General features: G+C 63.5%; 25 protein-coding genes. 12 read left to right on the forward strand and 13 right to left on the reverse strand.

All coding sequences use genetic code 11. The features are described 5' to 3' along the window. Window positions 1-9: 9 nt before the first annotated feature. Genes N7568_RS17290 through N7568_RS17305 form a run of 4 tightly spaced genes read right to left on the reverse strand, consistent with a single transcriptional unit; the run spans window position 10 to window position 4,413 of the window. Entirely contained in the window at window positions 10-1,239 is a 1,230-nt protein-coding gene (locus N7568_RS17290) for a Gfo/Idh/MocA family protein (protein ID WP_261611016.1), read from the reverse strand. Window positions 1,240-1,251: 12 nt separating this feature from the next. Continuing rightward, the gene (locus tag N7568_RS17295; RefSeq protein WP_261611017.1) at window positions 1,252-2,151 is read right to left on the reverse strand and encodes a carbohydrate ABC transporter permease; all 900 of its coding nucleotides are present in this window, start codon (window positions 2,149-2,151) and stop codon (window positions 1,252-1,254) included. Continuing rightward, window positions 2,151-3,089 carry a carbohydrate ABC transporter permease gene (locus tag N7568_RS17300; RefSeq protein ID WP_261611018.1) on the reverse strand — a complete coding sequence of 313 codons (939 nt, stop codon included), beginning with the start codon at window positions 3,087-3,089 and terminating at the stop codon, window positions 2,151-2,153. The genes N7568_RS17295 and N7568_RS17300 overlap by 1 nt, the downstream gene beginning before the upstream one ends. 4 nt (window positions 3,090-3,093) lie before the next feature. Continuing rightward, window positions 3,094-4,413, reverse strand: a complete 1,320-nt coding sequence (locus N7568_RS17305) for an extracellular solute-binding protein (RefSeq protein WP_261611019.1) — start codon at window positions 4,411-4,413, stop codon at window positions 3,094-3,096. Between the two features lie 283 nt (window positions 4,414-4,696). Here N7568_RS17305 and N7568_RS17310 point away from each other — a divergent pair, with 283 nt between their 5' ends. Further along, a complete protein-coding gene (locus tag N7568_RS17310; protein WP_261611020.1) occupies window positions 4,697-5,764 on the forward strand; it encodes a LacI family DNA-binding transcriptional regulator in 1,068 nt (355 codons plus the stop codon). On the opposite strand, the gene N7568_RS17315 is transcribed toward N7568_RS17310, so the two are convergent. Further along, a complete protein-coding gene (locus N7568_RS17315) occupies window positions 5,736-7,196 on the reverse strand; it encodes a lipase maturation factor family protein (protein ID WP_261611021.1) in 1,461 nt (486 codons plus the stop codon). The genes N7568_RS17310 and N7568_RS17315 overlap by 29 nt on opposite strands. Window positions 7,197-7,299: 103 nt before the next feature. Between N7568_RS17315 and dxr the strand changes: the two genes are divergently transcribed. From dxr to N7568_RS17340, 5 genes are all read left to right on the forward strand, one after another. Beyond that, window positions 7,300-8,484 (forward strand): 1-deoxy-D-xylulose-5-phosphate reductoisomerase, encoded by a 1,185-nt coding sequence (gene dxr / locus N7568_RS17320; RefSeq protein WP_261611022.1) that lies wholly within the window; start codon window positions 7,300-7,302, stop codon window positions 8,482-8,484. 33 nt (window positions 8,485-8,517) lie between these two features. Beyond that, window positions 8,518-9,849: a M50 family metallopeptidase gene (locus N7568_RS17325; protein WP_261611023.1), complete on the forward strand. Its 1,332-nt coding sequence runs from the start codon at window positions 8,518-8,520 to the stop codon at window positions 9,847-9,849. Window positions 9,850-9,913: 64 nt separating this feature from the next. Continuing rightward, window positions 9,914-10,207: a YciI family protein gene (locus N7568_RS17330; protein ID WP_261611024.1), complete on the forward strand. Its 294-nt coding sequence runs from the start codon at window positions 9,914-9,916 to the stop codon at window positions 10,205-10,207. Between the two features lie 46 nt (window positions 10,208-10,253). Next, window positions 10,254-11,420, forward strand: a complete 1,167-nt coding sequence (ispG, locus tag N7568_RS17335; protein ID WP_011774258.1) for a flavodoxin-dependent (E)-4-hydroxy-3-methylbut-2-enyl-diphosphate synthase — start codon at window positions 10,254-10,256, stop codon at window positions 11,418-11,420. After that, entirely contained in the window at window positions 11,383-12,261 is an 879-nt protein-coding gene (locus tag N7568_RS17340) for a GNAT family N-acetyltransferase (protein WP_261611118.1), read from the forward strand. The genes ispG and N7568_RS17340 overlap by 38 nt, the downstream gene beginning before the upstream one ends. Before the next feature lie 12 nt (window positions 12,262-12,273). Here the strand turns inward: N7568_RS17340 and N7568_RS17345 are convergent, their stop codons facing one another. Genes N7568_RS17345 through N7568_RS17355 form a run of 3 tightly spaced genes read right to left on the reverse strand, consistent with a single transcriptional unit; the run spans window position 12,274 to window position 14,383 of the window. After that, complete coding sequence (locus N7568_RS17345) at window positions 12,274-12,885, reverse strand: TetR/AcrR family transcriptional regulator (protein ID WP_261611025.1); 612 nt, start codon at window positions 12,883-12,885, stop codon at window positions 12,274-12,276. Further along, the gene (locus tag N7568_RS17350; protein ID WP_261611119.1) at window positions 12,882-13,625 is read right to left on the reverse strand and encodes an ABC transporter permease; all 744 of its coding nucleotides are present in this window, start codon (window positions 13,623-13,625) and stop codon (window positions 12,882-12,884) included. The genes N7568_RS17345 and N7568_RS17350 overlap by 4 nt, the downstream gene beginning before the upstream one ends. 8 nt (window positions 13,626-13,633) lie before the next feature. Beyond that, window positions 13,634-14,383, reverse strand: a complete 750-nt coding sequence (locus N7568_RS17355; protein WP_261611026.1) for an ABC transporter ATP-binding protein — start codon at window positions 14,381-14,383, stop codon at window positions 13,634-13,636. Window positions 14,384-14,889: 506 nt separating this feature from the next. On the opposite strand from N7568_RS17355, the gene N7568_RS17360 reads away from it, so the two are divergent. Further along, window positions 14,890-16,701, forward strand: coding sequence for a proline--tRNA ligase (locus N7568_RS17360; protein ID WP_261611027.1), 1,812 nt, complete (start codon window positions 14,890-14,892; stop codon window positions 16,699-16,701). After that, the gene (locus tag N7568_RS17365) at window positions 16,698-17,495 is read left to right on the forward strand and encodes a sulfite exporter TauE/SafE family protein (protein WP_261611028.1); all 798 of its coding nucleotides are present in this window, start codon (window positions 16,698-16,700) and stop codon (window positions 17,493-17,495) included. Before N7568_RS17360 ends, N7568_RS17365 begins: the two co-directional genes overlap by 4 nt. 17 nt (window positions 17,496-17,512) lie before the next feature. Here the strand turns inward: N7568_RS17365 and N7568_RS17370 are convergent, their stop codons facing one another. The 4 genes from N7568_RS17370 to N7568_RS17385 are packed head-to-tail and all read right to left on the reverse strand — an operon-like array spanning window position 17,513 to window position 21,269. After that, window positions 17,513-18,289, reverse strand: a complete 777-nt coding sequence (locus tag N7568_RS17370; protein ID WP_261611029.1) for an aspartate dehydrogenase domain-containing protein — start codon at window positions 18,287-18,289, stop codon at window positions 17,513-17,515. A gap of 3 nt (window positions 18,290-18,292) precedes the next feature. Next, window positions 18,293-19,315 carry an aminoglycoside phosphotransferase family protein gene (locus N7568_RS17375; RefSeq protein WP_261611030.1) on the reverse strand — a complete coding sequence of 341 codons (1,023 nt, stop codon included), beginning with the start codon at window positions 19,313-19,315 and terminating at the stop codon, window positions 18,293-18,295. A 34-nt stretch (window positions 19,316-19,349) separates the two neighbouring features. Further along, window positions 19,350-20,078, reverse strand: a complete 729-nt coding sequence (locus N7568_RS17380) for a VIT1/CCC1 transporter family protein (protein ID WP_261611031.1) — start codon at window positions 20,076-20,078, stop codon at window positions 19,350-19,352. 51 nt (window positions 20,079-20,129) lie between these two features. Then, on the reverse strand, window positions 20,130-21,269 hold the full coding sequence (locus tag N7568_RS17385) for a ferritin-like domain-containing protein (RefSeq protein ID WP_261611032.1): 1,140 nt from the start codon (window positions 21,267-21,269) through the stop codon (window positions 20,130-20,132). A 30-nt stretch (window positions 21,270-21,299) separates the two neighbouring features. Between N7568_RS17385 and rimP the strand changes: the two genes are divergently transcribed. Both rimP and nusA read left to right on the forward strand, forming a co-directional pair. After that, window positions 21,300-21,911: a ribosome maturation factor RimP gene (rimP, locus tag N7568_RS17390; protein WP_261611033.1), complete on the forward strand. Its 612-nt coding sequence runs from the start codon at window positions 21,300-21,302 to the stop codon at window positions 21,909-21,911. After that, window positions 21,911-22,891 carry a transcription termination factor NusA gene (nusA, locus tag N7568_RS17395; protein WP_261611034.1) on the forward strand — a complete coding sequence of 327 codons (981 nt, stop codon included), beginning with the start codon at window positions 21,911-21,913 and terminating at the stop codon, window positions 22,889-22,891. The genes rimP and nusA overlap by 1 nt, the downstream gene beginning before the upstream one ends. A 101-nt stretch (window positions 22,892-22,992) precedes the next feature. Here nusA and N7568_RS25965 read toward each other — a convergent pair whose 3' ends face one another. After that, window positions 22,993-23,256, reverse strand: coding sequence for a hypothetical protein (locus N7568_RS25965; protein ID WP_261611126.1), 264 nt, complete (start codon window positions 23,254-23,256; stop codon window positions 22,993-22,995). Between N7568_RS25965 and N7568_RS25970 the strand changes: the two genes are divergently transcribed. Continuing rightward, window positions 23,176-23,430 (forward strand): YlxR family protein, encoded by a 255-nt coding sequence (locus N7568_RS25970; RefSeq protein WP_261611120.1) that lies wholly within the window; start codon window positions 23,176-23,178, stop codon window positions 23,428-23,430. The two genes, N7568_RS25965 and N7568_RS25970, sit on opposite strands and share 81 nt — an antisense overlap. 152 nt (window positions 23,431-23,582) lie before the next feature. Further along, window positions 23,583-26,447, forward strand: a complete 2,865-nt coding sequence (gene infB / locus N7568_RS17410; protein ID WP_261611035.1) for a translation initiation factor IF-2 — start codon at window positions 23,583-23,585, stop codon at window positions 26,445-26,447. The last annotated feature ends 4 nt before the right edge of the window (window positions 26,448-26,451 follow it).

Here is a 26,451-nt window from a genome sequence, read left to right on the forward strand (position 1 = left end):
ATCTTCCTTTCAGACGTTCTGCCAGCGGCTTGAGTTATCCGCGCTCGCCTCGACTGCTGCCAGTACCTTCTGCACCTGTAGCGCATCAGCAAACGACGGCGATGGCTGCTCGCCTGCGCCAATGGCATTCACGAGATCCACTACCTGATGCGTGAAGCCGTGCTCATAGCCGAGACCGTGCCCGGTGGGCCACCAGTTTGCGGTGTAGGGGTGGGACGGTTCAGTGACCATGATCTTCCGGAAACCGGCGTCCGGTTCCAATGCGGAGTCGTAGAACTGGAGGGAGTTCATGTCTTCGAAGTCGAAAGCGATGGACCCTTTGGTGCCGTTCAGTTCCAGGCGCATGGCGTTCTTGCGTCCCAGGGCAAATCGGGTGGCTTCGAAAATACCGATCGGGCCGGCAGGAGCCCCATGACCGGAGCCGCCTGAGCCGGCGTCAGCGCCGTCGTCGTGCCGGGCCTCAAAACGGGCCGTGAACAGTGCTGCGTCATCCACGGTCACTGGACCGCGCGGGCCGTCCGTACCACCGTGGCCACCCAACCCCACAAAGTCGCCGCCCACCGGACGCTCTTTCACGAAGGTTTCCAGGAGCGCGGAGACGCCGGTGATGTTGAGCCCTGTGATCCATTGGGCGGCGTCGATGCTGTGCGCGCCGATGTCACCAAGTGAGCCGGACCCGGACTTGGACTTGTCCAACCGCCAGGTCAGCGGGGCATCGGCGTCGCTGAGCCAGTCCTGCAGGTACTGTGCGCGGACGTGGCGAAGCCCGCCCAAACGGCCGTCGTCCACCATGCGCTTGGCAAGGGCCAGCGCAGGTGTCCGTCGGTAGCTGAAGCCGCACATGGACAGCACACCCCGCTCGGCGGCAGCCTCGGCCACGGCGGTCATCTTCTCCGCCTCTTCCACGGAATTGGCCAGGGGTTTTTCGCAGAGGACGTGCTTACCGGCTTCAAGGGCGGCAATGGCGATCTCGGCGTGGGTGTTGCCGGGAGTACAGATGTCGATGAGGTCGATGTCGTCGCGTTCCATCAAGCGACGCCAGTCGGTTTCGACAGAGTCCCAGCCGTACTTCCTGGCTGCTGCCCGTACACCCTCGGGGTTTCGGCCCGCCACGGCGGCAAGTTCCGGGGCGAGCGGAAGGTCAAAGAACCGCGGCGCCGTGCGCCAGGCGTGGGAGTGCGCGGCACCCATGAATGCGTAGCCCACCATGCCCACGCGCAGTGGTTTCGGTGTGGTCATGAGTATTCCTTTCTACTTGCTGAAGCCGGCGGTCAGGCCGCTGAGCAGCTGCCGACGGGCCACAATGTAAATCACCAGCAGGGGCAGTGTTGCCAGGACAACGGATGCGAGCACGGCAGGGATATTGACGCTGAACTCACCTTGGAAGGTCCACAGCGAAAGGGGCAGAACCCGGGTGTCCGGGCTTTGCGTAAGAATCAGCGGGAACAGGAATCCGTTCCACACATGCAGTGCGTTGTAGATGCCGACCGTGATGACAGCGGGCTTGGTCATGGGCAGTGCAAGGCGCCACATCATGGCCCAGTCCGAGCATCCGTCCAGCCGCATCGACTCGAACAGTTCGTTGGGCACGTCCCGCATGAAGTTGGACAGGATGAGCACAGATACGGGGATTGCGAACGCAATGGACGGCAGGATCAAGGCCAACAAGGTGTCATACATGTGGGCTTTAGTGATCATCCAGTAGATCGGGATGATCGTTGCGTGCAGGGGGATGGCCAAGCCGAGCAAGAACACATTGTTGGTCCAGCTGAGGAACCTTCCCTTGCCGCGGACAATGGCGTAAGCGGCCATGAACGCCACGAACAGTGCAGGAACCACGCTGCCAACGGTGACGATAAGGCTGTTGGTGAAGTACTTGGCAAAGTCGTTCTCCAGGACAAGCTTGTAGTTGTCCAGGGTTGGCTCGGCCGGTGGCAGCATCGGGTTGGACGTGAAGAACCCCGCCTGGTTCTTGAGGCTGGTGATCACCACGTAGTAGACGGGCACGATGATGACCGCCAGCCAGAGCCAGCCGCCCAGGCCGCCCAGGAAGTTTGGCCGTGAGCGGCCAAGTTTTTGGGGCCGACGGCGGGTGGTCACCGGCGCCGGAAGCGGGGAGGGGGCTGTGGGGAGTTGGGTGGTGGAAGCCATTACGCACCTTCCAATTGGCTGGCGTTGCGGTTCTTGCCGCCGAGTCGTTGCAGGAACAGTGCCAGTGCCAGGCCGATGACCACCAGGATCACGCCCAGGGCGCTCGCCGCTCCCATGTCGTTGGCCTTGAAACCTGTGAGGTACATGTGGAGCGGAAGCAGCCTGGTGGAGTAGCCAGGCCCACCGGCGGTCAGCACGAAGACAAGGTCGAAGTACGCCAGGGAACCCACCACCATGAGGGTGGAGGAGGTGATCATGGTGTACTTCAGCTGCGGGAGGGTGATGTTGAAGAACTGCTGGACACGGCCGGCACCGTCAATCTGTGCAGCTTCATACAGCGAGGCAGGGATCTGCCGTACGCCGCCTTGGTAGATCAGGGTGTGGAATGGCACGAACTGCCATGCGATGACAAAGACCACCACAAAGAGCACCAGATCCGAGTTTCCCAGCCAATCCTGCGCGAGGAAGGGCAGTCCCAGGCCAGGGCCAAGCCCGAAGTTCGGGTCGAGCAGCGCCTTGAAAGCGATTGCCACGGCAGCCGAGGAAAGGAGGAGTGGCACGAAGTAGAGGACGGCCAACGCGGCGCGATACTTCTGGCTGGCTGCGGTGAAGACGCCGAGCAGCAGGCTGATGGGGGCCTGGACGATGAACGAGAAGAACATGATCTTTGCCGTGACCAACAGTGCGTTGCCTGTGACGGGATCGGCCAGGACCGTGTTCCAACTCGACAGGCCGTCGAGTTTGATCTCACCAAGTCCGTCCCACCGGGTGAAGCTGAGGAACAGAACTCCCAAGAGCGGGAGGATGGCGAAAAGCATGAAGAAAGCGAGCGCGGGGACGGCCAGCCACCCCGACGGACCCTTTTCCAGGGTCCGTCGGGTGCCTGGAGCGTGTTCAACGCCCAATGCCCGTTGCGGGGACGTCGTGGTTGAAGACACTGGATTACTTCCCGATCGTCGCGTTCATGGTGGAAGCGAATTGTTCGGGGGTGATCTTCTTGAGGAAGATCTGGTCCAGGTTTGCCAACATCGCATCGCCCTGCGCCGGAGTCAATGCCTGGTCCCAGGAAAGCGTGAAGTCTGGAGCATCCTTGGCCATTCCATAGACGTAGGTCAGGAAGTCTTTGTCCGGGGATGCTGCCAGCTTGTCTTCGATGCCGGTGACCACAGGTACGGCGCCGGAGTCGATCAGGCCTTGGACGTTCTCATCATTGAACATTCCGTCCTTGACGTACTCCAGTGCTGTCTTCTTCTGCTCCTCGGTGGCTTTGGAAGACACAGACCAGAAGTTCGACGGGTTGCCTACGACGTTCGCCGGATCACCCTTGCCACCCTCGACGGTGGGGAACGGTGTGTAACCAAGCTTGCCGCTTGAGACGAAGTCGGCTGCGTCCTTCTTCATGCCCTGGTAGATCCAGCTGCCCTGCAGGATCATGGCGGCTTTGCCTGTGTAGAGCAGGGCCTGGTCGGCGTTGCTGTCAGCGGCGATGGAGGAGAAACCGTTGATGAAACCGCCGGCATCCACCAGTTCCTGGATTTTGGTCAGGGCCTCGATCACGGCGGGATCCGACCAGGCGTCCGGCTTGTTGGCAGCGATATTGGCGAAGACCTCAGGGCCGCCAATGCGGTCCACCAAGTATTCGAGCCACATCAGGTCAGGCCATTTCGACTGCCCGCCCAAGGAGAAAGGTGCCACGCCGGCCGCCTTGAACTTGGGCACCAGGGCCATGAGCTCATCCCAGGTCTTGGGGGCTTCGGCGCCGATCTTGTCGAAGACTTCCTTGTTGTAATAGAGCACGACGGGCTGCACTTTGTTGTTGGGCAGTGCATAGGTCTTTCCGTCGATGACGCCGCTTTCAAGAATGGACGGAAGGTAGCGGCTCTGGACATCGGGGTTCTCCTTGAGGAATCCCGTCAAGTCATCCACCTGGCCGGCGTCGACGTAGGACTTGAGGACGCCGCCACCCCAGCCGTAGACGAGGGTGGGCCCCTGGCCCGCGCCGACGGCGGTGCGGACCTTGGTCTTATAGGCATCGTTGGCGAAGAAGTCGAGCTTGATGGCAGAGTCCGGGTGCGCCTTGTTCCAGGAGTCTATGGATGCTTGGAACACGGGCTGGTCGCCGCCTGTAAGTCCCCACATGGTTGCAGAATCCGCCGAGGCTCCCGTTCCGGCCGGGCCGGAGGACCCACAGGCTGCGAGCGCGATCGAGAGTGCGGCTGCAGAAACGGCCATTCCGGCGGTACGCAACTTAAGGTTTTTCATGTGCAGTTTCCATTCGTCCTTCGGGCTCGACGCTGATGGCCCGGTTGTTCGTGTAAAAAGCCACACTTCGCGATGAGGAGATCGACTGCGATCATCCAAACATGTTGATTTTTCGAAATATTTCGAAGGTCCTTTCGGAAGTGCCCACCAAATTTAGCCGTGAGCCGCATCACCGTCAAGACCCAATATGGGCTAATTTCAAGGATTTTGAACTTTCGTTGACGAACCTGCTTCGCATCAAGCACACTGGTCTCGTCCGAAATATTTCGAAAGCAGGAGCGTTGTGGAACGTCATCTCCGCCCGTCCAAGCTCACTCTGGCCGCGGTTGCCGCAGAGGTGGGTGTCTCGGCGCCCACCGTTTCCAAAGTGGTCAATGGCCGCGAGGACGTGGCAGAAGCCACCCGGGCCAGGGTCCTGGCAGCACTGCAGCGCACTGGCTACAAATCGCCGCTCCAGCGCAAGAGCATCCCGGAGCACCGTGCGGTGGAAGTTGTCTTTGATTCCTTGAATTCGGCCTACGGGGTGGAAGTCCTCAACGGGGTGATGGAGCACGCGGCAGTGTCCGAAATGGAAGTCATCCTCTCCATCACCGGGCGACAGGCAGCGTCGCCGCTCGGACCTGAGGAACGGGCACAGCGCATGATCGACGAAGGCCGTGCCGGCATGATCGTGGTGACGTCTGCGTTCGGATCCGCCCAATTGGAGGCGTTCAAGCGTCGCCAGATTCCCATCGTGGTGGTTGATCCACTGAATCCGCCGCCCGCCGACGTCTTCAGTGTTGGCGCCAGCAATTGGGCCGGCGCCAAGGCCGCCGCATCCCACCTGCTGGAGTTGGGGCATCGGAGAATCGCCTATATAGGCGGCCCCTCCACCGCGGAGTGCAGCCAAGCCCGCTTGCACGGTTACATGGCCGCCTTGATGGCAGAAGGAGTCGCCGTGGACGACGAGTACATTTCCTCGGGTCCTTTCAAACCGGAAAACGGTGTGCGCGCCATGAAAGCCTTGCTGGCACTCGACGATCCTCCTACGGCGATCTTTGCCGGCAGCGACAGCATCGCGTTGGGGGTCCTCGCAGAAGCGCGGCGGCAGGATGTTCGAATTCCCGAGGAAATGAGCCTGGTGGGTTTCGACGGTACCCACCAGGCTGAGGAATCCGTGCCGCCGCTCACGTCCGTGTCGCAGCCGCTGCAGGAGATGGGTCGTTCTGCGCTGCGCTTCATCCTGCGCCAAAAAAATGGCGAAGAAATAGACTCGCGAAGAGTGGAACTGGCCACGCACCTCGTTGTCCGCGAGTCCACAGCTCCACCACGGGCGTCGAGCGTCAGGGGAGTCGCCGCCGTCGAGGATTAAGTGACACCGGCGGAATGGCGTCATACAGGAACACCCGCACCCACCGGTCGCCTGTTTCGCGGAACTCCGCGCGGCTCGCGAAACGGTAAAGGTAGCTGCGCGCACGCACCCAACGCGGGCGTTCGCCGTCGAACGGGTCCTGGCGAAGCAGCCGAAGCGTTGGCTGGTCGGCCTCCAGCAGCCTGTCCAGAAAAGCGTAGAACCAGTCCTCGTGGACCGTCCGGAGAGGCAGGAACCACATGAGCCAATCCAGCCGGAGGTGGTACGGCGCCCATTGCCGGGGGAGTCGCCGGACGTTGCCGGGCTTGCCCTTGAATCCATATTCCAGCCAGCGGTCATCCGGAGCGTCAGGATCCTCGACCAGCGTCCCCTCCACCACGATCTCGATCCGCTGCTTCGTCACCGTCCCGAAGGCTCCGTAGGCATTGACCAGGCGCCAACGGTTGAAACTGGCGTTCATGAGCTGCTGGCGCGAGAACAGGTTGAGCAACGGCCGGTAGCTCAGCACCAGCAATGGAACGGTGACAAGGCCGACGACGGCGAGCCACCAGACCGGGGTTTCGGCACCTGCGTGCCACTCGAGCGGGATGAACGGGAAAACGGCATGCGCCACGGGGTCGCTGACGGCCGCGAAAGCCAGGACGATGGCCACCCAGTTCAGCCATGCGAAGTTTCCGGTCGCCACCAGCCACAGCTGGGTCACGATGATGATCCCCGCGGCAATGCTGGCCAGGGGCTGCGGAGCGAACAGGAAAAACGGAACCACCAGCTGCGCGAAATGGTTGCCCACCACTTCCGCTTTGTGAAACGGGCGGGGCAGGAGGTGCGCTTGCCTGCTGAGCGGCCCGGGCATCGGCTGGGTCTCGTGGTGATAAAACATTGCCGTCATGTCGCGCCATTCGCGACCACCGCGGATCTTGATCATGCCCGCACCGAATTCGAGCCGGAACACCAGCCACGCGATCAGGATAAGGATGGTCGTAGGCGGCGGAGTCTGGTTCGAGCCGAGGAACGCCACCGTGAATCCAGCTTCGAGGAGAAGTATTTCCCAGCCGAACCCATAGAACGTCTGGCCGACGTTGACGATGGACATGTAGAGGAGCCACAGGGCGAGGAATGCCACCATGGGCAGCCATGGGGGGCCAGTTTGGGGGAGTCCTGCGACCAGCAGGACGGCGATGGTGATACCCGCCCAGCAGACGGCCTTGAGGAGCGCATCGGAATAGTGCCACCGGAAGAGGGTGGGCCGTCCCAATCGACGGGCCAGATCCAGGAAGTCCGGTACGGGCAACAGCCCCCGCTCGCCGAGGAGGGCCGGGAACTGGTTCAACGTTGAGAGGAAGGCAACCGCAAAGAGCGCAGCTGTTCCGCGCTGCAACACCTGCCGGGCCAATTCATAGTCCCGCGCATCGAACCAGGACAGCCATTCCACGATTCCACCGTACGCGCGGCAGGTCGGTGGTCAAGCAGTCCGGGTTTTCCCCTGACGCCCTCCTCCGTTCGCGGCGCTCTTTACTGGCTGGGATACTTAAGCAATGCAGCCGCGCAAGATCGTCATCCTCGGGTCCACCGGTTCCATCGGCACGCAAGCGATTGAGGTCGTTGATGCCGCTCCGCATCGTTTCGAGGTGGTGGCGCTGAGCGCCGGTGGAGGGAACCTCCAGCTCATGGCGCAGCAGGCCGTCCACACGCGGGCGCAAGCCGTGGGTATCGCGCAGGGAGATCCAGCCACCCTGCGGCAACTGATTGACGCCGCAGCCTCAGCAGCGGGGGTGCGGGATTTCGCGCCGGAGATTTTCGTCGGACCCGACGCATCCACGCAGATCGCGGCCATCGAATGTGATGTCGTCCTCAACGGAATCACAGGGTCCATCGGCCTGGCGCCAACGCTGGCCGCGCTCGGCACTGGAGCCACGCTGGCCCTCGCCAACAAGGAGTCCCTGATCGTTGGTGGTGCCATGGTGAAAGCGGCCGCCCGCCCCGGTCAGATCGTTCCCGTCGATTCCGAGCATTCCGCCATTGCCCAATGCCTTCGTTCCGGCACTGAGCAGGAAGTCGAAAAGCTGATCCTGACTGCCTCAGGGGGGCCGTTCCGGGGCCGCACGCGCGAACAGCTGCATGACGTCACGCCCAGGGAGGCGCTCGCCCACCCCACCTGGGACATGGGCCTCATGGTCACCACCAACTCAGCCAGCCTGGTGAACAAGGGCCTGGAGGTTATTGAGGCGCACCTGCTGTTCGATGTTCCCCTGGACAGGATCGACGTCGTGGTCCACCCCCAGTCGGTAGTCCATTCCATGGTCCAGTTCGTGGACGGATCCATCATTGCCCAAGCCTCGCCACCGGATATGCGGCTTCCCATCGCCCTTGGGCTGGGTTGGCCCGATCGCGTCCCCCGCGCAGCCCAGGCATGCGACTGGACCCAGGCCACCAGTTGGACATTCGAGCCCCTGGATACCGTGGCCTTCCCGGCCGTGGACCTCGCCAAGGACGCAGCCAAACAGGGGAGTACCTTCCCTGCCGTGTTCAACGCCGCCAACGAGGAAGCCGTCCAGGCGTTCCATGCCGGGCGCATCCGCTTCACGGACATCGTGGATACCGTTGAGTCCGTCCTCAGCGAACATTCAGGTTCCTCTGAGCTAACGGTGGAGTCTGTGCTGGATGCTGAGAAGTGGGCACGCGCCCGTACCCTTGATCGTTTAGCCAGCAGCGCCCAGTAGCTCACAAACCCTTACGGAAGCAGTCCCCCCGGCATGAGTCCCGTCCTTCTCTTCATTCTCGGAGTCGTCTTCGTCGCTATCGGCGTAGCCGTCTCCATCGCGCTGCATGAAGTAGGCCACTTGGTGCCTGCCAAGCTCTTCAAAGTGCGCGTCACCAAGTACATGATCGGTTTTGGACCCACCCTTTGGTCCAAGAAGAAGGGCGAGACCGAGTACGGTTTCAAGGCTCTCCCTCTGGGTGGCTACGTGTCGATGATCGGCATGTATCCGCCGAACAAGGACGATGGCGCAGTACGCCCCTCCAGTACGGGAATGTTCCAGACACTCGCCACTGAGGCGCGTTCCATGGCGCACGAGGAAGTGGGGCCCGGGGACGAAAACCGGGTGTTCTACAAGCTCCCCGTCTGGAAAAAGATCATCATCATGCTCGGTGGCCCCGCCATGAACATGATCATCGGGCTCATCCTTCTGGCTGTCCTGCTCATGGGCTTCGGTACGGCCCAGGCGACCACCACCATCGCGGACGTGTCCAAGTGCCAGGTGGCGGCCGGGGAAAGCGTCGATCCTGACTCGGCGGACTGCAAGCTCACGCCAGCAGCAGCGGCTGGCCTCCAGCCCAACGACACCATCACTTCCTTCGACGGAAAGCCGGTCACCAGTTGGGACGAATTGACCAGCTGGATCCGTGCCTCAGCCGGCAAGGATGTCCCCATCACGGTGACGAGGAACGGAGCAGAGGTCTCCGCAACAGTGACGCCGGTGCTCTCCTCCCGTCCCGTTGTAGGCCCTGATGGCCGTCAGGAACAGGACGCCAGCGGAGTATTGAAGTACCAGGAGGTTGGCTTCCTGGGAATCGGTGCCCAAAGTGCGTTGGTTCCCCAACCGGCGTCGGCTGTTCTGCCCATGGCAGGGGAGAACATCAAACAGATTTCCGGTGTGATCTTCAACCTGCCCGCCAGGGTGGCCGGCGTGGCGAAAGCAGCCTTCAGCGAGGAGCCCCGGGACCCGAACGGTCCCATCAGCGTGGTGGGCGTCGGGCGGGTTGCGGGCGAAGTGGCAGCCATGGAACAGGTGCCGATGCAGGCCCGCGTCGGGACCCTGATCGGTCTGCTTGCAGGCCTCAACTTTGCGTTGGCCATCTTCAACCTCATCCCGCTGCTTCCCCTGGATGGCGGCCATGTGGCTGGTGCACTGTACGAAGGAGCACGACGCCAGCTGGCCAGGTTGCGGGGCAAACCGGACCCGGGATCGTTCGACATCGCGAAACTGTTGCCGGTCACCTACGTGGTCGCCGCACTGCTCATGGCCATGGGCGCCCTCCTGATCTACGCGGACATCGTGAAGCCCGTGAACATCTTTGGCTGATCGGGGGACGTTTTCGGCAGACCCATGAACATTTTGGGCGGAGCAGGCGGGATAGGCTAGCTCCATGACTGTTTTCGCTGTTGAGTACGTATACGTCGCCGATTCCGGCGCCCTCCGCGACGAAGCCCGCCCAGCACACCGTGCCTGGCTCGGCGAACTGGCCGAGGAAGGCAAGTTGCTTGCCAGCGGCCCCTATGGAGACGGAGCCGGCGCGCTGCTCATCTTCAAGTCCGCAGACGAAGCCGGGCTCAATGAAATCCTTAAGCAGGACCCGTTTGCTGAAGCCGGAGTTATCGCCGGCATCCGCACGACGGAATGGGCCCCCAACACCGGCGTCCTGGCCGCCCACGCGTCCTAACCGGCGTCCTCAAACACTACGATCCACCCCAATCCAAGGAGTCCACGTGACCTCGGTCAGCCTGGGAATGCCAGCAGCCCCACCACCCGTCCTTGCCCCGCGCCGTAAGACGCGGCAGATCAAGGTTGGCTCCGTTGGTGTTGGTTCTGATTCGCCCATCAGCGTTCAGTCCATGACCACCACGCCCACTACGGACATCAACGCCACGCTTCAGCAGATCGCTGAACTGACGGCGTCCGGCTGCGACATTGTGCGTGTTGCCTGCCCCTCCGCGGATGATGCCGAAGCGTTGCCCATCATTGCCCGCAAGTCCCAGATCCCCGTTATCGCGGACATCCATTTCCAGCCGAAGTACGTCTTCGCTGCGATTGAGGCGGGATGTGCCGCGGTCCGCGTCAACCCGGGCAATATCCGCAAGTTTGACGACCAGGTCAAGGAGATCGCAGCAGCGGCCCGGGACCACGGCACGTCCATCCGCATCGGCGTCAACGCTGGTTCCCTGGAACCCGGCATCATGAAAAAGTACGGCAAGGCGACGCCTGAAGCGCTGGTTGAGTCCGCAGTTTGGGAAGCCTCGCTGTTCGAAGAGCACGGCTTCCACGACTTCAAGATCTCCGTCAAGCACAACGACCCCGTCATCATGGTGGCCGCTTACGAGATGCTCGCCGAGAAGGGCGACTGGCCCCTCCACCTCGGTGTGACCGAGGCCGGTCCGGCATTCCAGGGGACCATCAAGTCGGCCACGGCGTTCGGTGCGCTCTTGTCCCGTGGCATTGGCGACACCATCCGCGTTTCCCTTTCGGCCCCGCCGGTAGAGGAAATCAAGGTGGGCAACCAGATCCTGCAATCCCTGAACCTTCGCCCCCGCAAGCTCGAGATCGTCTCCTGCCCGTCGTGCGGCCGCGCCCAAGTGGATGTCTACACGCTGGCCGAGCAGGTCACCGCCGGGCTCGAAGGCATGGAGATTCCGCTGCGCGTTGCCGTCATGGGTTGCGTCGTCAACGGACCCGGTGAGGCCCGCGAAGCGGACCTCGGTGTGGCCTCCGGAAACGGCAAGGGCCAGATTTTCGTGAAGGGCGAAGTCATCAAGACTGTGCCTGAGAGCGAAATTGTTGAGACACTGATCGAAGAGGCCATGCGCATCGCCGAAGAGATGGGGGAGGCCGATGGCGAAGATGCTGTCAAGGGTAGCCCCGTGGTTAGCGTCTCGTAACGAGAACGGCTTGGGAGTCAGGGTGCTCGGCAGTGCCGACACCCTGGCTCTTCGCGCGCTGGCAAGGGAAGACGTAGTAGCCAACGTCTTCATCCTGGCCCATTTGGACAGTACAGGTACGGCAGCGCCCACCAGTGGCGGCGCCAGTATTTTCGGCGTGTTCGACGGCGATACCCTCCTTGGCGCGTGCTGGGCCGGAGCCAATCTGGTTCCCGTGCAGCTCGATCCAGGACTTGCCGGATATGTCGCCACGGCTGCCCATCAAACCGGACGCCGTTACGCGTCCATTTTTGGACCGGCCGACACTGTGCTGGCGCTCTACTCCCGGTTTGAGCAGTTGGGCCATGCGGCCCACGAAGTCCGGTCGCACCAACCCCTCCTCACCATCTCCGGCGGACCGGCCACAGACGCCAACCCGGCACTGTCTTTTGGCACCATGCAGGACTTCGACCGCATCCTGCCCGCTTGCGCTGCGATGTTCGAGGAAGAAGTCGGATACTCGCCCTTCCTCGGCGGCCAGGAGTTCTACAGCCGGCGTGTTGCCGGCCTCATTCGGCAAGGGCATTCCCTGGTCCATATCGATGCAGCAGGAACTGTGGTCTTCAAGGCCGAGTTGGGTGCCGTCACGCAGGACGTGACCCAGGTGCAGGGCGTGTGGATGAATCCGGAACTCCGTGGACGCGGCCAGAGCGCTGGTTACATGGCCGCCGTCGTGAATCTTTCCAAGACCTTCGCCCCGGTGACGAGCCTGTACGTGAACGACTACAACGCCAAAGCCCGGGCCACCTACGAAAGAGTGGGCTTCGAACAAGTTGGCACGTTCGCAACGGTCCTTTTCTAGCCCAACTGCGAGCTACGTGGGGGAGTCCAGGTCCCCTGTGAGGTAGCGCTGGATGTTCGGGGCCACCAAACGGACCACGTCGTCCTGGGTAGCGGATGCCAAAGGCTCAAGCCGGATGACGTACCGGGTCAGCATCAAACCCATCACCTGTGACGCGACCAGGTTGCCCCGAAGCCGCACCTGCCCGGCAGGGCCCGGAACTCCGGCCATGACCCTGGACAGGATGGTCCGGTTCACCATTTCCCGGAGCAAGGCCGTCTTGGCCCTGGACCCGAGGGTTCCCCGGACGAATGCCACCAGGCCATTCTGGGCGGGGCCCTCCCAGAGGCGCAGGACCGCATGGACAATCACTTCAGCCCTGGCCCCGGGGTCCGTGTTTTCGACGCCGGCCAGAACCTCGGCCGGATCCGCGGGCAACTCCACACTGGCTGCGAAGAGTTCATCCTTGCCCCTGAAGAAGTGGTGCACCATGGCCGGGTCCACCGAGGCTTCACGGGCGACCTGGCGAAGGCTTGTCCCCTCGAACCCATGCTCGGCGAACAGTTTCCGTGCGGATGCGAGGATGGCTTCCCGCGAATGGTCGCCGGCACTTCGACGGCCACGGCGGACCTGTGGCAGGCTCACCGGGTTTGCCGTCGGAGGGTGAGGGATGCCAGGACCAGGACCCCGAGCACGATCCCGCCCATCACCAAGGTGTCCTGCCACATCATTGCCGTGGCTTCTGCATTCCCGGCGATTTCCTTCAACGCATCTACCGAAAATGTCAGCGGGAGGGCTCCCGAGATGGATTCAAGGACCTGGTTCATGTCCTCCCGGGCCACGAACAGGCCGCACAACAGGATCTGGGGCACCACCACCACGGGCATGAACTGCACGGCCTGGAACTCGGTGCGGGCAAAGGCTGAGCACAACAGGCCCAGTGCTACACCCAGGACGGCGTTGATGACGGCAACCATCACCACGAATCCTGGGCTTCCCTTGATGTCGAGATCGAAAACCCAGTAGGCGACAGCCGTCGCCACCAAGGATTGCAGTGCGGCCATGATGGAGAAAGCCAGCGCATAGCCGAACAGAAGATCGGCTTTGTGGATGGGAGTTGTCAGGAGGCGTTCCAAAGTCCCCGATGTCCGTTCCCGCAGCATGGTGACGGACGTGACCAGGAACATCACCACGAACGGGAAGATGGCCAGCATCATCAGGCCCACGCGATCGAACGTGCGCGGAAATCCCGGTGGAAGTGACTCGTTCTCGAAGAGGAAATAGACGGCTGCCAGCAGCAGTGCGGGGACCACCAGTATCAATGCGACGCTGCGGTGGTCGTGCCGGAGCTGACCCAGGACGCGGGTGGTCGTGGCGAGGGTCATGCGGAGGTTCATGAGGCCACCTGACGTTCTTCCTGACCATCATCAGCGGCTCTGATGATGGTCAGGAAAGCCCGCTCCAGATCGCTGCTGCGGCCACGCTCAGCCAGCTCGCCGGGAGACAGCTGTGCGAGCAACTGTCCGTCGCGCAGCAGGAGGAGCGACGAGCAGTGGGAGGCTTCCTCCATGACGTGGCTGGATACGAGCAGCGTTGTTCCAGCGGCGGCCATGGCGGCGAAACGCTCCCACAATTCGGCGCGGAGCACCGGATCAAGCCCAACAGTGGGCTCGTCCAGGACCAGGAGCTTTGGATGGGCCACCAGCGCGCAGGCCAAGGACACGCGGCTGAACTGTCCACCGGACAGGTCCGCCGCCTTCTGACGTGCAAATGGTTCAAGCCCGACGGCGGCGATCGCCTCAGCGGCGTCTGCCGCCGCCGCTCCATGCATGGCGCCGAAGTAGCGGACGTTCGCTTCGACGGTGAGGTCCGCGTAGACGCTGGCACCTTGGGTGACGTATCCGACGTCGTGCCTGAGTGTCGCGCTGCCCGCCGGACGGCCGAGGATGGTGAGGTGTCCCTGCGTTAGCCGTTGGACACCGACTATTGCGCGCATGAGCGTTGTCTTGCCGCTTCCGGAAGGGCCCAGCAAGCCGGTAATGCGGCCGGAGTCCACGGTGAAGTCGAGGCCCCGCAGGATCTCGGTCCGTGAACGGGAGACACGAAGTCCAGTCGCTTCGATGGCCGCTGGAAGGGGTGGCATGCGGGCCTCCGAAGGTTCAAATAATTCACCGACTGATGAATTAAAAGTAGGACTGTCGCCAATGGTGGTCAAGGGTGCAGCAACGCAGGGGCGCAAGATCCTTGAAAATGTGTCTGCGATCACATAGGTTCTACCCAAGCCGTGTCGTTGGGGTGCGGATGGTTGAGGGGGAATCGTGACAATGACCTTGAAGGGCGCCATGGGCGCCCACATCATCCGTGAGTTCGGCAATGAGCAATTCTTCCCAGCCGCAGGCAAACCCGTTCCGCTGGAGGGAACGGGGAACTAGTCCCCGGACAGAGTCTGCGGCCGGCCGGCCGCTGAGCCACGCCATCGCAGGATGACCAGCCGCTTGCGGCCAGGGGCTTCCGAACGCGACGGCGTGGCTCTTCTGCGAGCACAGCCTCACCGCCGCTCCAATACCCGTTCAAGGCGAACGGCAGTCAGCCGGTAGATTAGTAGGCAGTTGTTTTTGCCACATCTGCCATAGAAACGGATACGTACCCGTGGTCCTTCGCCTTTCCCAGTTGTTCCTGCGCACTCTGCGTGAAGATCCCGTCGACGCTGAGGTCGCCAGCCACAAGCTCCTGGTCCGTGCCGGCTACATCCGCCGCGCCGCACCAGGCATCTACACGTGGCTGCCGCTGGGACTGAGCGTCCTGCGTAAGGTGGAGGACATCATCCGCCAGGAAATGTCTGCCATCGGGGCCCAGGAAGTCCACTTCCCTGCGCTGCTTCCCCGCGAACCATACGAGGCCACCAATCGCTGGACGGAATACGGCGAAGGCCTGTTCCGCCTTCAGGACCGCAAGGGTGCGGACTACCTGCTTGCCCCCACCCACGAGGAAATGTTCACGCTCCTGGTCAAGGACCTGTACTCCTCGTACAAGGACCTGCCCTTGAGCCTGTACCAGATCCAGAACAAGTACCGCGATGAAGCCCGTCCCCGGGCTGGCCTCCTCCGCGGCCGCGAGTTCATCATGAAGGACTCCTACTCCTTCGACGTTGACGACGCCGGCCTGGACGCCAGCTACGCCGCCCACCGTGCCGCGTACCTGAAGATCTTTGAGCGCCTGGGCCTGGAGGTCATCCCTGTCGCTGCGACTGCCGGTGCCATGGGCGGTTCCAAGAGCGAGGAATTCCTGTTCCCCACCGAAATCGGCGAGGACACCTTCGTTCGCTCGGCCGGAGGCTACTACGCCAACGTCGAAGCCGTGACCACCGTGGTTCCCGACGAGATCGACTACAGCAACGCCCCGGCCGCCCAGGTCCTGGACACCCCGAACACCCCCACCATCGACACTCTTGTGGACGCCGCCAACCAGCTGGCGCCCCGCAGCGAGTCCGACGGCGGTGCCTGGGCCGCCGCTGACACGCTCAAGAACGTTGTCCTCGCCGTCACGCTGCCCACCGGTGAGCGCCAGATCGTGGTCATCGGAGTGCCGGGCGATCGCGCCGTGGACCTTAAGCGCGTGGAAGCCAACATCGGCTCCCACCTGCCGATTGCCGGCGAAATCGGCCTCGAAGCTGCAAACGAGGAAGACCTCAAGAAGCTGCCGTGGCTGGTCAAGGGCTACATTGGCCCCGGCCTGTCCCTGGACCAACCCGTGCTGGGGCTTGAGGGCTCCTCCAAGGTGCTCTTCCTTGTCGACCCCCGGATTGTTGCCGGCACCAGCTGGGTCACCGGCGCCAACGCCGAGGGCAAGCACGTCTTCGGGTTGGTGGCAGGGCGCGACTTTGCATGGGATGGCGTCATCGAGAGTACCGAAGTGCGTGCGGGCGACCCCGCTCCGGACGGCTCGGGCCCCCTGGAAACTGCGCGTGGCATCGAAATGGGCCACATTTTCCAGCTCGGACGTAAGTACGCCGAAGCCCTCGACCTGAAGGTCCTGGACCAGAACGGCAAGCAGGTAGTTGTCACCATGGGCTCCTACGGCGTTGGCGTTACGCGTGCCGTGGCCGCCCTGGCTGAAGCCAACCACGATGACCGTGGCATCGTCTGGCCGCGCTCCGTGGCTCCGGCGGACGTCCATGTGGTGGCTGTGGGCCGTGGCGACGAAATCTTCGAAGCGGCTGAGAAGCTCTCGGCTGAGTTGGAAGCTGCCGGCCTGGACGTCATCTTGGATGACCGCCCCAAGGTTTCCCCCGGCGTCAAGTTCGGCGATGCCGAGCTGGTCGGCGTTCCCACCATCCTTGCCGTTGGCCGCGGACTGGTGGACGGCGTCGTGGAAATCAAGGACCGTCGCAGCGGCGAAGCTGAGAACATCGCGGTGGACAAGGCCGTGGATTACGTGGTCAACGCCGTACGAAACCGGTGATATCCGGCTTTGAGTCGATCCAGCTCACCACTCTCATCCTGATTGTGGTGGCTGGATTCGCTGCTGGCTGGGTTGACGCCGTGGTTGGGGGCGGTGGCTTGATCCAGCTCCCTGTGCTGCTGTTGGTTCCTGGAATCACCCCGGTGCAGGCCTTGGCCACCAACAAAATGGGGTCTATTTTCGGCACCACCACCAGCGCCGTCACGTATTACCGGCGTGTTGGGCCAGATCTCAAAACGGCCATTCCCATGGCCGTCATCGCGTTGGCGGGGAGCTTCGGAGGGGCCATCCTGGCTGCTTCGCTTCCCGCCAGTGTGTTCAAGCCGATCATCGTGGTGGCGTTGATCGCCGTGGCCACTTTTACTGCCCTGCGCCCCCGCGCCGGTGAACTGACGGCACTCCGCCATGATGGTCACAGGCACTATGTGGTGGCCTGCCTGATCGGCGGGGTCATCGGTTTCTATGACGGCCTGATCGGCCCCGGGACCGGCTCCTTTCTGGTGATCGCCCTCGTGTCGGCGATGGGCTATGCCTTCCTCGAAGCCAGTGCCAAGGCCAAGATCGTCAACATGGCCACGAACGCGGGGGCGTTGATCTTCTTCCTCCCGCACGGCTCCCTGCTCTGGGGCGTGGGCTTGGTTCTCGGACTGGCCAACATGGCTGGTGGCTACCTCGGTGCCAGGACTGCCGTCGCCAGGGGAAGCAGTTTTGTGCGGATCGTTTTCCTGATCGTGGTGGCCGCCCTGATCATCAAGCTCGGCATGGATGTGTGGAACGAGAACTTCGCAGCGTAGGGCTGCGGCGGCAGGCGTCAGATAAAGCTGCCACTGGCATTGGCCAGCGTCTTCAAGCCACGCACGACGGCGTGGGGCACCAAAGCGCTTGATGCCGGGTTCCCGGGGGACGCCTCGTTCGTCACGCGGATATCAAACGTACCCAGGCTGGTCTCCGCCACCACATGGTGGGTTGTGTGCTTGGCCGCAGGGTCGGCGATGAGCACAGCTTCCACCACCTCCCAGTTGCCCGCGGCCAGGGCGAGCGCGGACACCACGTTGGTGGACTTTGGGAAGGCCCTGATCAGCTCCGCCGGGCCACCCCGCAAGAGCTCCACGGGCTGGGTGGCCGCAAGCAGCGCCGCCTTCGTTTCGCCGTCCATCCAGGGCTGAAGCAGGGTGGCAGGCAGTTTCCGTGATTCGACGGTGATGCGGTGAATGCTTCCGCCCGCGCAGGCCGCAGTGATTGCGTCCAATCCGCCCAACGCGCCGGTGGTCAGGAATGTCCGGCCTGGACCGCCGTCGAGCAGTGTGTCCCGCAAGGAGCTGTCACATAAGGCGCCGATCGAGGTGACAAGCAGGTCCCGTCCGGCATTGACAGTCCGGGGGCCGAATTCTGCAACGGCCGCCACCCCGGCGCACTCAACCACCACGTCCGCCACGCCGACAGCATCGTCGAAGCTGAAGCCCGTGCGGGCGTCTCCGTGGGGCACCACTCCGGCGAGCTGGACGCCAGGTGCAGTTCCGGCGTCGAGCAGTTGTGCGATCCGTGAGCCGATGGCGCCTGAGCCAATCAGCGCGACTGTAAGGGCCATGGCCTATTGAACCGCATCCCCGGGCGCAGGGAGTTGGTGCGCATGCGGCAGGTTGTCCAAGGTTTTTCCGGCGAGGGTGCTGGCCACCCACAGTGAGCGGGCAAGGTCTCCGCCGTGCCCGGGCTTCGCGGCGTACCACAAGGCGTTCTCCACCTCCCGGGCGATGCTCCATTGCCGGGCGGCCTCAGGATCAAGTCCAGCGGCGAGGCTGAAATCGTTGCAGCGCTCACGCAAGGCGGCTTCCGGGTCTGTTCGGGAAAGCTCATGGATACGGTTCCAGAGGACCGGTGCCAAAGCGAACTCTGCCTCGCCTATCTGTGGTTGCGGATCGATAGCCAGGTAGCCGCCACGGCGGGGGCGGCTTTCAGCCGTGGTGGCGAGGATGTTCATGAAATGCAGGTCCGTGTGCACCAGCACATCGGTGCCGGACCGGCGGCCCACAGCTCCGCGCGTTTGGCACACTTCCAGTGCGGCCTCCAGCAACCACCGGGGGAAGGGGTGCTCCAACCGCTCCCATTCCGCGGGGATTTCGTCACTCCACCGTTCGGCTGTGGCTGCAATATGCTCGAATGCCCTCCACTCGAGCCGCTCATCGGGCGTGATGGAGAGCTGGCGCATAATGGCACCCCAGGCGTCCCGGGCCTCGTCCATCGGGGCGCTGTGGAGCCAGCGTGAAGCATCCAGCCGTTCGAGGAGCATTGAGCAGCTGGGGGCATCCGCTGCCAAAAGACGGACCGCTCCGTGGCCCTCCCAGAGCGCGAGGGCGTGGCGCTCCACCAGCGCTTCGTCGTGGGGGAAGGCGATTTTCAGGGCAGCCGGCATGCCGTCCTGCAGGACGGGCACCACCAGGGCGCCATGGCCGTTCCACGGCTCTGTTCCGGGAACCAGATCAACTGAGAGTTCCCAGCGGTCAAGGGAGTCTGAGATAAGGCCCGGGAGGCTGGCCAGCCAGTCACGCCCGGCGGAGTCGCGGTTGTACCGGGCGTGGAGGTCGCCCGGAATGGGAATCATCGCGTGAAGGGTCACGCCAACAGCCTAACTCCGCGTCAACGCGTGCCCCTTAGAAAACGCCGCTGGCTCCCAACAGGGTTCCGATCCAGAACGTCGCGGCCAGTGCCAAGGCCCCGCCGAGCACCACCCGGGCGGCCGCACGGATGCGGGAAGCGCCGCCTATCCACGCACCTACAGCCCCGGTTATCGCCAGTGCGAGCAGGACTGCAACGAATGTCAGGGGCACCCGCAGTTCCGTGGGAGGCAGCAGGATGGCCAGCATCGGCAGTATCGCTCCCAAGGTGAAGGCCACGGCGGAAGCCAAAGCTGCGTTCCACGGGCTGACAATGTCATCTTCATGGATATTCAGCTCTGCCGAAAGATGGGCGGCCAGGGCGTCGTGCTCGGTCAACTCCTGTGCAACGGTCCGGGCCGTTTTGGCGCTGAGCCCTTTGGATTCGTAGATCGCGGCCAGCTCGTTAAGCTCATCCTCAGGTTGCTCCGCAAGCTCGCGCCTTTCCTTTTCGATCAGGGCTTTTTGGGTGTCGCTCTGGCTGCTGACGGACACATACTCACCCAAAGCCATGGAGATCGCGCCACCCACCAGGCCGGCGGTGCCTGCGGCCAGGATGCTGCCCGTGCTGGTGGTGGCACCCGCCACGCCCACCACGATGGCAGCGACGGACACAATGCCGTCATTGGCGCCCAGGACTCCGGCCCGCAACCAGTTCAACCGGTGGGCCAGATCATCCCGGTGGGGTTCGTTCTCATGCGTGGTGGCAGTGTCCGTGGAAGCCATGCATCAAGCCAATCACTGGCAGGCTGTCAGGGCCAGCATGGCTAGGCTGGCCTATCCGCCAGCGGAAGGGGACGATGCGCCGGGCGTCGGCAGGGGAGGCAACCCGCCGGCGTCGACCTCTAGTCCTGGTAGCGCTGGCAAGTCTGCGCCCCAGGCCATGCTCCTGCGCGCGGCGGCCAGGAGCCCGTCCACGGCCCACGTCCGGGCTTCACCTGTGGACAAGGCAATAAGGTCCCCGAATACCGGCAAGGAGGACAACTCGAGTGCGGCCAAGGAAGCGGCGGGGTCTTTCGCGAACTGCGCCGGCAGCCGGTAACCGGCTTCGCTGGCAGGCACGTCGCCGCAATTGGCGCGGGTCAGCGCCTCTGAGTGCTGGAGCGCCAGCTCATGCGTTTGCAGGTCCTTGGCCGCGGTAGCCGCGGCCGGACTGTCCAGCCGTTTGAGTGCCACCTGGTATGCGTAGATGGCTTCCTGCTGGGAGCGGACCATGGCTGCCAGGGCTGCGTCCGTGGTTGCGGAGGCCGCTGCGGGGGTCGGACTCACAGAGGGGCAAGCTGCCGCCGATGGCGTTGCCGCAGGCACTTCGGTGTCCGGTACGGACGGCCGCTTCGGCGCTGGCAGTTGCCATGCAATGGCCAGCTTTTCAGCTTGCAGCAGTTGGGCGGATCCGACAGCCGCCAACAGGCGGGAGATCCCGCCGTCGGCCTCGCGTGCGTCCTCCAGCCGCCTCAGTCCGCTCCCGGACAAAGCTGCAACGAAGGATGCGCGGGTGGTGTCCGGCGATGGTGCCTTGGTGGTGGCTGTGGACGTCGAGCCGGCCGGATCCAAGAGGGCACGCGCATGCGTTGTCAGCAAAGTCACAGCGGCCCCGAGCGCGGGCTCTCCGGCACCAGGACCGGCCGCCTCCGCGAGCCCGGAGGCTGATTCATGGAGCAGCAAGGCGTCCTCCAGTGCCGAAAGGCGGGCGGACTCGGAGAAGGGGACAGGCGGGGGAGTCCCGGAATCACGCGGAATAAGCACTATCCCGGTGCCCGCCACGAGCAGTGCCACCACGGCAACGAGCAAAACCCGGCCCCAGGGTGGTGTTCGTCGTTTTTCGCTTGTCTGCCCGTTCACAACAGACCATGGTGTCACGTGCGCGGCGAACTCCGTGCACCATGTTCCCGGGAAAATCGTTAGGCTAGTAGTCACAACAACATCTATCGGGAGGCGGCGGGCAACGTGAGTGACTCGGAAGCCACGACTTCAACAGACCGTTCTGAATCGAACTCAACGGCCACCATCCACAACCCGGAAGAGAGCAGGCTTAAGGCGCTGCTCGAACCGGCTGTCCTTGCCAGCAGGCTCTACCTCGAGGATGTTTCCATCCACGTAGCCGGTTCACACCGCACGGTCCACGTCGTCGTGGATCTGCCGCAGGAGGAAACCGGCGGCGTCAGCCTCGACGCCATTGCGGACGTCTCGCGTGGGCTGTCCGATATTCTGGACAACGATCCGCACGACGATGGGCGTCCATATGACCTCGAGGTCTCTTCCCCGGGAGTAAGCCGCCCCCTGACCGAACCGCGTCACTGGCACCGCGCCCGGGGCCGTATGGTCAGGGTCAACGTCATCCAGGGGGACAACCTCCTGGGCCGGATCGCCTCCGTGGAGGAAGACGCAGTGACGTTGATCCCCGAACACGAGGTCAAGAAGGGCATGAAGCCCAAGCAAGGCGACCCCATTACTATTCCTTTCGACAGGATCCGCCAAGGAAAAGTCGAGATTGAATTCAGCCACCTCCCCGAGGCTGCGCTGGAAGACGAGCACAACGGACCTTCTGAGGAGGCCTAATGGATATTGACATGAGCGCACTGAGACTCCTGGAGCGTGAGCGTGAAATCCCGCTGGATCTCCTGATTCCCACCATCGAGCAAGCCCTGCTGGTGGCGTACCACAAGACGCCCGGTGCCTTCGAGAAGGCCCGCGCGGAGCTGGACCGCAAGAGCGGTCACGTGACTATCTGGGCAACGGAAATCGACGACGACGGCGAGCCCATCGGCGAGTTCGAGGACACCCCTGCCGGTTTCGGCCGTATCGCCGCCAGCACCGCACGCCAGATCATCCTCCAGCGCCTTCGCGACGTTGAGGACGACAATGTGCTGGGCGAGTTCAAGGGCCGTGAGGGCGAGCTTGTTGCCGGCATGATCCAGCAGGGCAACAACCCCCACATGATCCAGGTCAACCTGGGATCCGTTGAAGCGTTGCTGCCGCCGCCCGAGCAGGTTCCCGGCGAGAAGTATCTCCACGGAAGCCGTCTTCGCGCCTTTGTTGTGGATGTCCACCGTGGAGCCAAAGGGCCGTCCATCACGCTGTCCCGTTCGCACCCCGGTCTGGTCCGCAAGCTGTTCGAAATGGAAGTTCCGGAGATCGCGGACCACTCCGTGGAGATTGTTGCACTCGCCCGTGAAGCCGGCCACCGCACCAAGATCGCAGTCAAGGCGAACACTCCCGGCGTCAACGCCAAGGGCGCCTGCATCGGTGAAATGGGTTCGCGGGTGCGTGCAGTCATGACTGAACTCAACGACGAAAAGATCGACATCGTCGACTTCAGTGACGACCCCGCAACCTTCATTGCCAACTCGTTGTCGCCGTCGCGGGTGAATTCCGTCACTATCACTGACGAAGCAACCCGCTCGGCCCGCGTCGTGGTGCCCGATTACCAGCTTTCTCTGGCGATCGGCAAGGAAGGCCAGAACGCCCGGCTCGCGGCCAAGCTGACCGGTTGGCGCATTGATATCGTCTCCGACGCCGCTCCGGCCAAGGTCGATTAGCCGTTCAGCCGGCGGTGTATGCCGCCGGTTTCGCGCCACGCTGGCGGCGTACCTGGTTTCGGGAGTGCGGGGCCGGGGGGCTAGACTAGATGGAACCGGGCTTACGTCCGGTATCCGCGCGCTTTGGCGTGCCTCAGCTGCATCTGCAGGACCGGGGCCCGTCGGGCGCCAGTAACGTAAGGCAGGTTGGACACGTCGTGGCTGAACTGCTTGAACATGGCCACGGGCCTGTTCGCACGTGCATCGGATGCCGGAAGCAAGGCTCCCGGTCCGAGCTTGTCCGGCTGGTCGCCCAAGGCAGCGGTTCCTCCGCTGTCCTGGTGGATGAACGACGCCGGATGGCCGGCAGGGGTGCGTGGCTGCACCCCAGCGAAAAGTGCTTGGCATTGGCAATCAAGCGGCGCGCATTTGGAAGGGCCCTTGCGGGCGTTACCGATACGGGCGCCGTTGAACGCTACCTGATGCCAGGCACGCCACTTGTGGAGGCCCAGGCCACCGCAGGAAAACCGTCCAAACCTGAAAGCGGGTCAGAAAACTGATGGAAACCCGATGAGTTCCCAGCGATGAGTGCGTAACGATGACAACTTTGTTGCGCTCTGCAATGGGCCTTTCAGTCGCGCTAGCGGCAGGGGCCCGCAGTAAGAAGTAGACGGTTCGTGCCTGGCTCGGTGCGGACCGAGACAGGAGAAATGTGGCCAAGGTCCGCGTACATGAGCTCGCCAAAGAGCTCGGTATTACTTCCAAAGATGCAGTAACAAAACTGCAGGAATTGGGCGAATTCGTTCGCTCCGCCTCTTCCACCATTGAGGCCCCCGTCGTGAAGAAGCTTCGCGACGCCTACCCGGGCGCAGGCGCTGCCAAGGCTGCCGCTCCCGCGGCAACCCGCCCCGCAGCATCCCGTCCGGCAGCTCCGGCTCCCGGACCTGCAGCACCGAAGGCTCCGGCCCCGGCACCTGCAGCACCCGCTCCGGCAGCTCCGGCTCCCGCAGCACAGGCACCGGCAGCACCTGCCGCACCTGCGGCGCCGGCTGCTCCCGCCGCGTCCACCCCGGTTTCCGCGAAGCCTGGCGCCCGTCCTGCTCCCAAGGCAGAGACCCCGGCTCCGGCACGTCAAGGTGGCCAGGCTCCGCGTCCGGGCGGTCCCCGTCCGGGCAATAACCCGTTCGCTACGTCCCAGGGCATGCCCCGTGGCCGTGGAGGCGACGGAGACCGTCCGCCGCGTCCGGGCAACAACCCGTTCGCACCGTCCCAGGGCATGCCCCGAGGCGAACGCCGCAACGACGGCGAACGCCCCGGTGGTCCACGTCCCGCGGCCGGCGCAGGCGGACCCCGTCCCGCAGCCGGTACCGGTGGTCCCCGTCCGGGCGCTCCGCGTCCAGGCGCACCCCGTCCGGGCGCTCCGCGTCCTGCCGGCGGTCCCGGTGGCGGAAACCGTCCTACTCCGGGCATGATGCCCAACCGCACTGAGCGTCCGGCTCCGGGTGGCGCAGGCCGTCCCGGTGGCGCAGGCCGTCCGGGTGGCGGACCGGGTCGTCCCGGTGGCGCACCAGGTGCAGGTACCGGTGGCGGAGCTCCCGCCGGCGGTGGCTTTGGCAAGGGTGGCCGCGGTCGCGGTGGCACCCAGGGTGCCTTCGGCAAGGGCGGCGCCGGTCGTGGCAAGCAGCGCAAGTCGAAGCGTGCAAAGCGCCAGGAACTGGAGCAGATGAGTGCTCCGTCGCTGGGCGGCGTATCGGTACCCCGCGGTGATGGCGAGACCATCATCCGCTTGCGTCGTGGCTCGTCCATCACGGACTTCGCCGAGAAGATCGACGCGAACCCCGCATCGCTGGTAACCGTGCTGTTCCACCTTGGTGAGATGGCTACGGCTACGCAGTCCCTCGACGAGGACACCTTTGGCCTGCTTGGCGCCGAACTTGGCTACAAGCTCCAGGTTGTTTCGCCGGAAGACGAAGAGCGCGAGCTGCTCGACCAGTTCGACATCAACATCCAGGACGAACTCGACGCCGAAGGCGACGACGTCCTTGAGGCCCGCGCACCGGTTGTCACGGTCATGGGTCACGTTGACCACGGTAAGACCCGCCTGTTGGACGCCATCCGCAACTCCAACGTTGTGGCCGGCGAGCACGGTGGCATCACCCAGCACATCGGTGCTTACCAGATCAGCCACGTCCACGAGGGCACTGCCCGCGACATCACCTTCATTGACACCCCCGGTCACGAGGCCTTCACGGCCATGCGTGCACGTGGTGCCAAGGTCACCGATATCGCGATCCTGGTTGTCGCAGCCGACGACGGCGTCATGCCGCAGACGGTGGAAGCACTCAACCACGCACAGGCAGCAAACGTGCCGATCGTCGTCGCGGTGAACAAGATCGACAAGGAAGGCGCCAACCCTGACAAGGTCAAGGGCCAGCTGACCGAGTACGGCCTGGTTCCCGAAGAGTACGGTGGCGACACCATGTTCGTTGAGGTCTCTGCCCGCCAGAACCTCAATATCGACGAACTGATCGACGCCGTCCTGCTGACGGCCGACGCTGCCCTGGACTTGCGTGCCAACCCGGACAAGGACGCTCGAGGCATTGCCATCGAAGCGAACCTCGACAAGGGCCGCGGTGCTGTTGCTACCGTCCTGGTTCAGTCCGGTACCCTGGCCGTGGGCGACACGATCGTGGCCGGTACGGCTCACGGCCGCGTTCGCGCCATGTTTGACGAGAACGGCGAGGCACTTGATGTCGCACTGCCGTCCCGCCCGGTCCAGGTCCTCGGCCTGTCCAACGTGCCGCGTGCAGGTGACACCTTCCTGGTGACCCCGGACGAGCGTACGGCGCGCCAGATCGCTGAGAAGCGTGAAGCTGCCGACCGCAACGCCGCACTTGCCAAGCGCCGCAAGCGCATCAGCCTGGAAGACTTCGACCAGGCCGTCGCCGAAGGCAAGATCGATACCCTCAACCTCATCCTCAAGGGTGACGTGTCCGGTGCCGTTGAAGCCCTCGAAGACGCCTTGCTCAAGATCGACGTCGGAGACGACGACGTTCAGCTCCGTGTCATCCACCGCGGTGTGGGTGCCATCACGCAGAACGACGTCAACCTCGCTACGGTGGACAACGCCATCATCATCGGCTTCAACGTCAAGCCGGCCGAGCGCGTTGCTGAACTGGCTGACCGTGAAGGCGTTGACATGCGCTTCTACTCGGTCATCTACGCAGCAATCGATGACATTGAGATGGCTCTCAAGGGCATGCTCAAGCCGGAATACGAAGAAGTCCAGCTCGGCACTGCCGAGGTCCGCGAAGTCTTCCGTTCCTCCAAGTTCGGCAACATCGCAGGCTCGATCGTCCGCTCGGGCATCATCCGCCGTAACAGCAAGGCACGTGTCAGCCGCGACGGCAAGGTCATCGGTGACAACCTCACCGTTGAGACGCTCAAGCGCTTCAAGGATGACGCCACCGAAGTCCGTACAGACTTCGAGTGTGGTATCGGTCTTGGCTCCTTCAACGACATCAATGAAGGCGACATCATCGAGACCTTCGAAATGCGCGAAAAGCCGCGCGTCTAGGTTC

It is taken from the genome of Paenarthrobacter aurescens, from assembly GCF_025421775.1.
Lineage (GTDB): Bacteria > Actinomycetota > Actinomycetes > Actinomycetales > Micrococcaceae > Arthrobacter > Arthrobacter aurescens_B.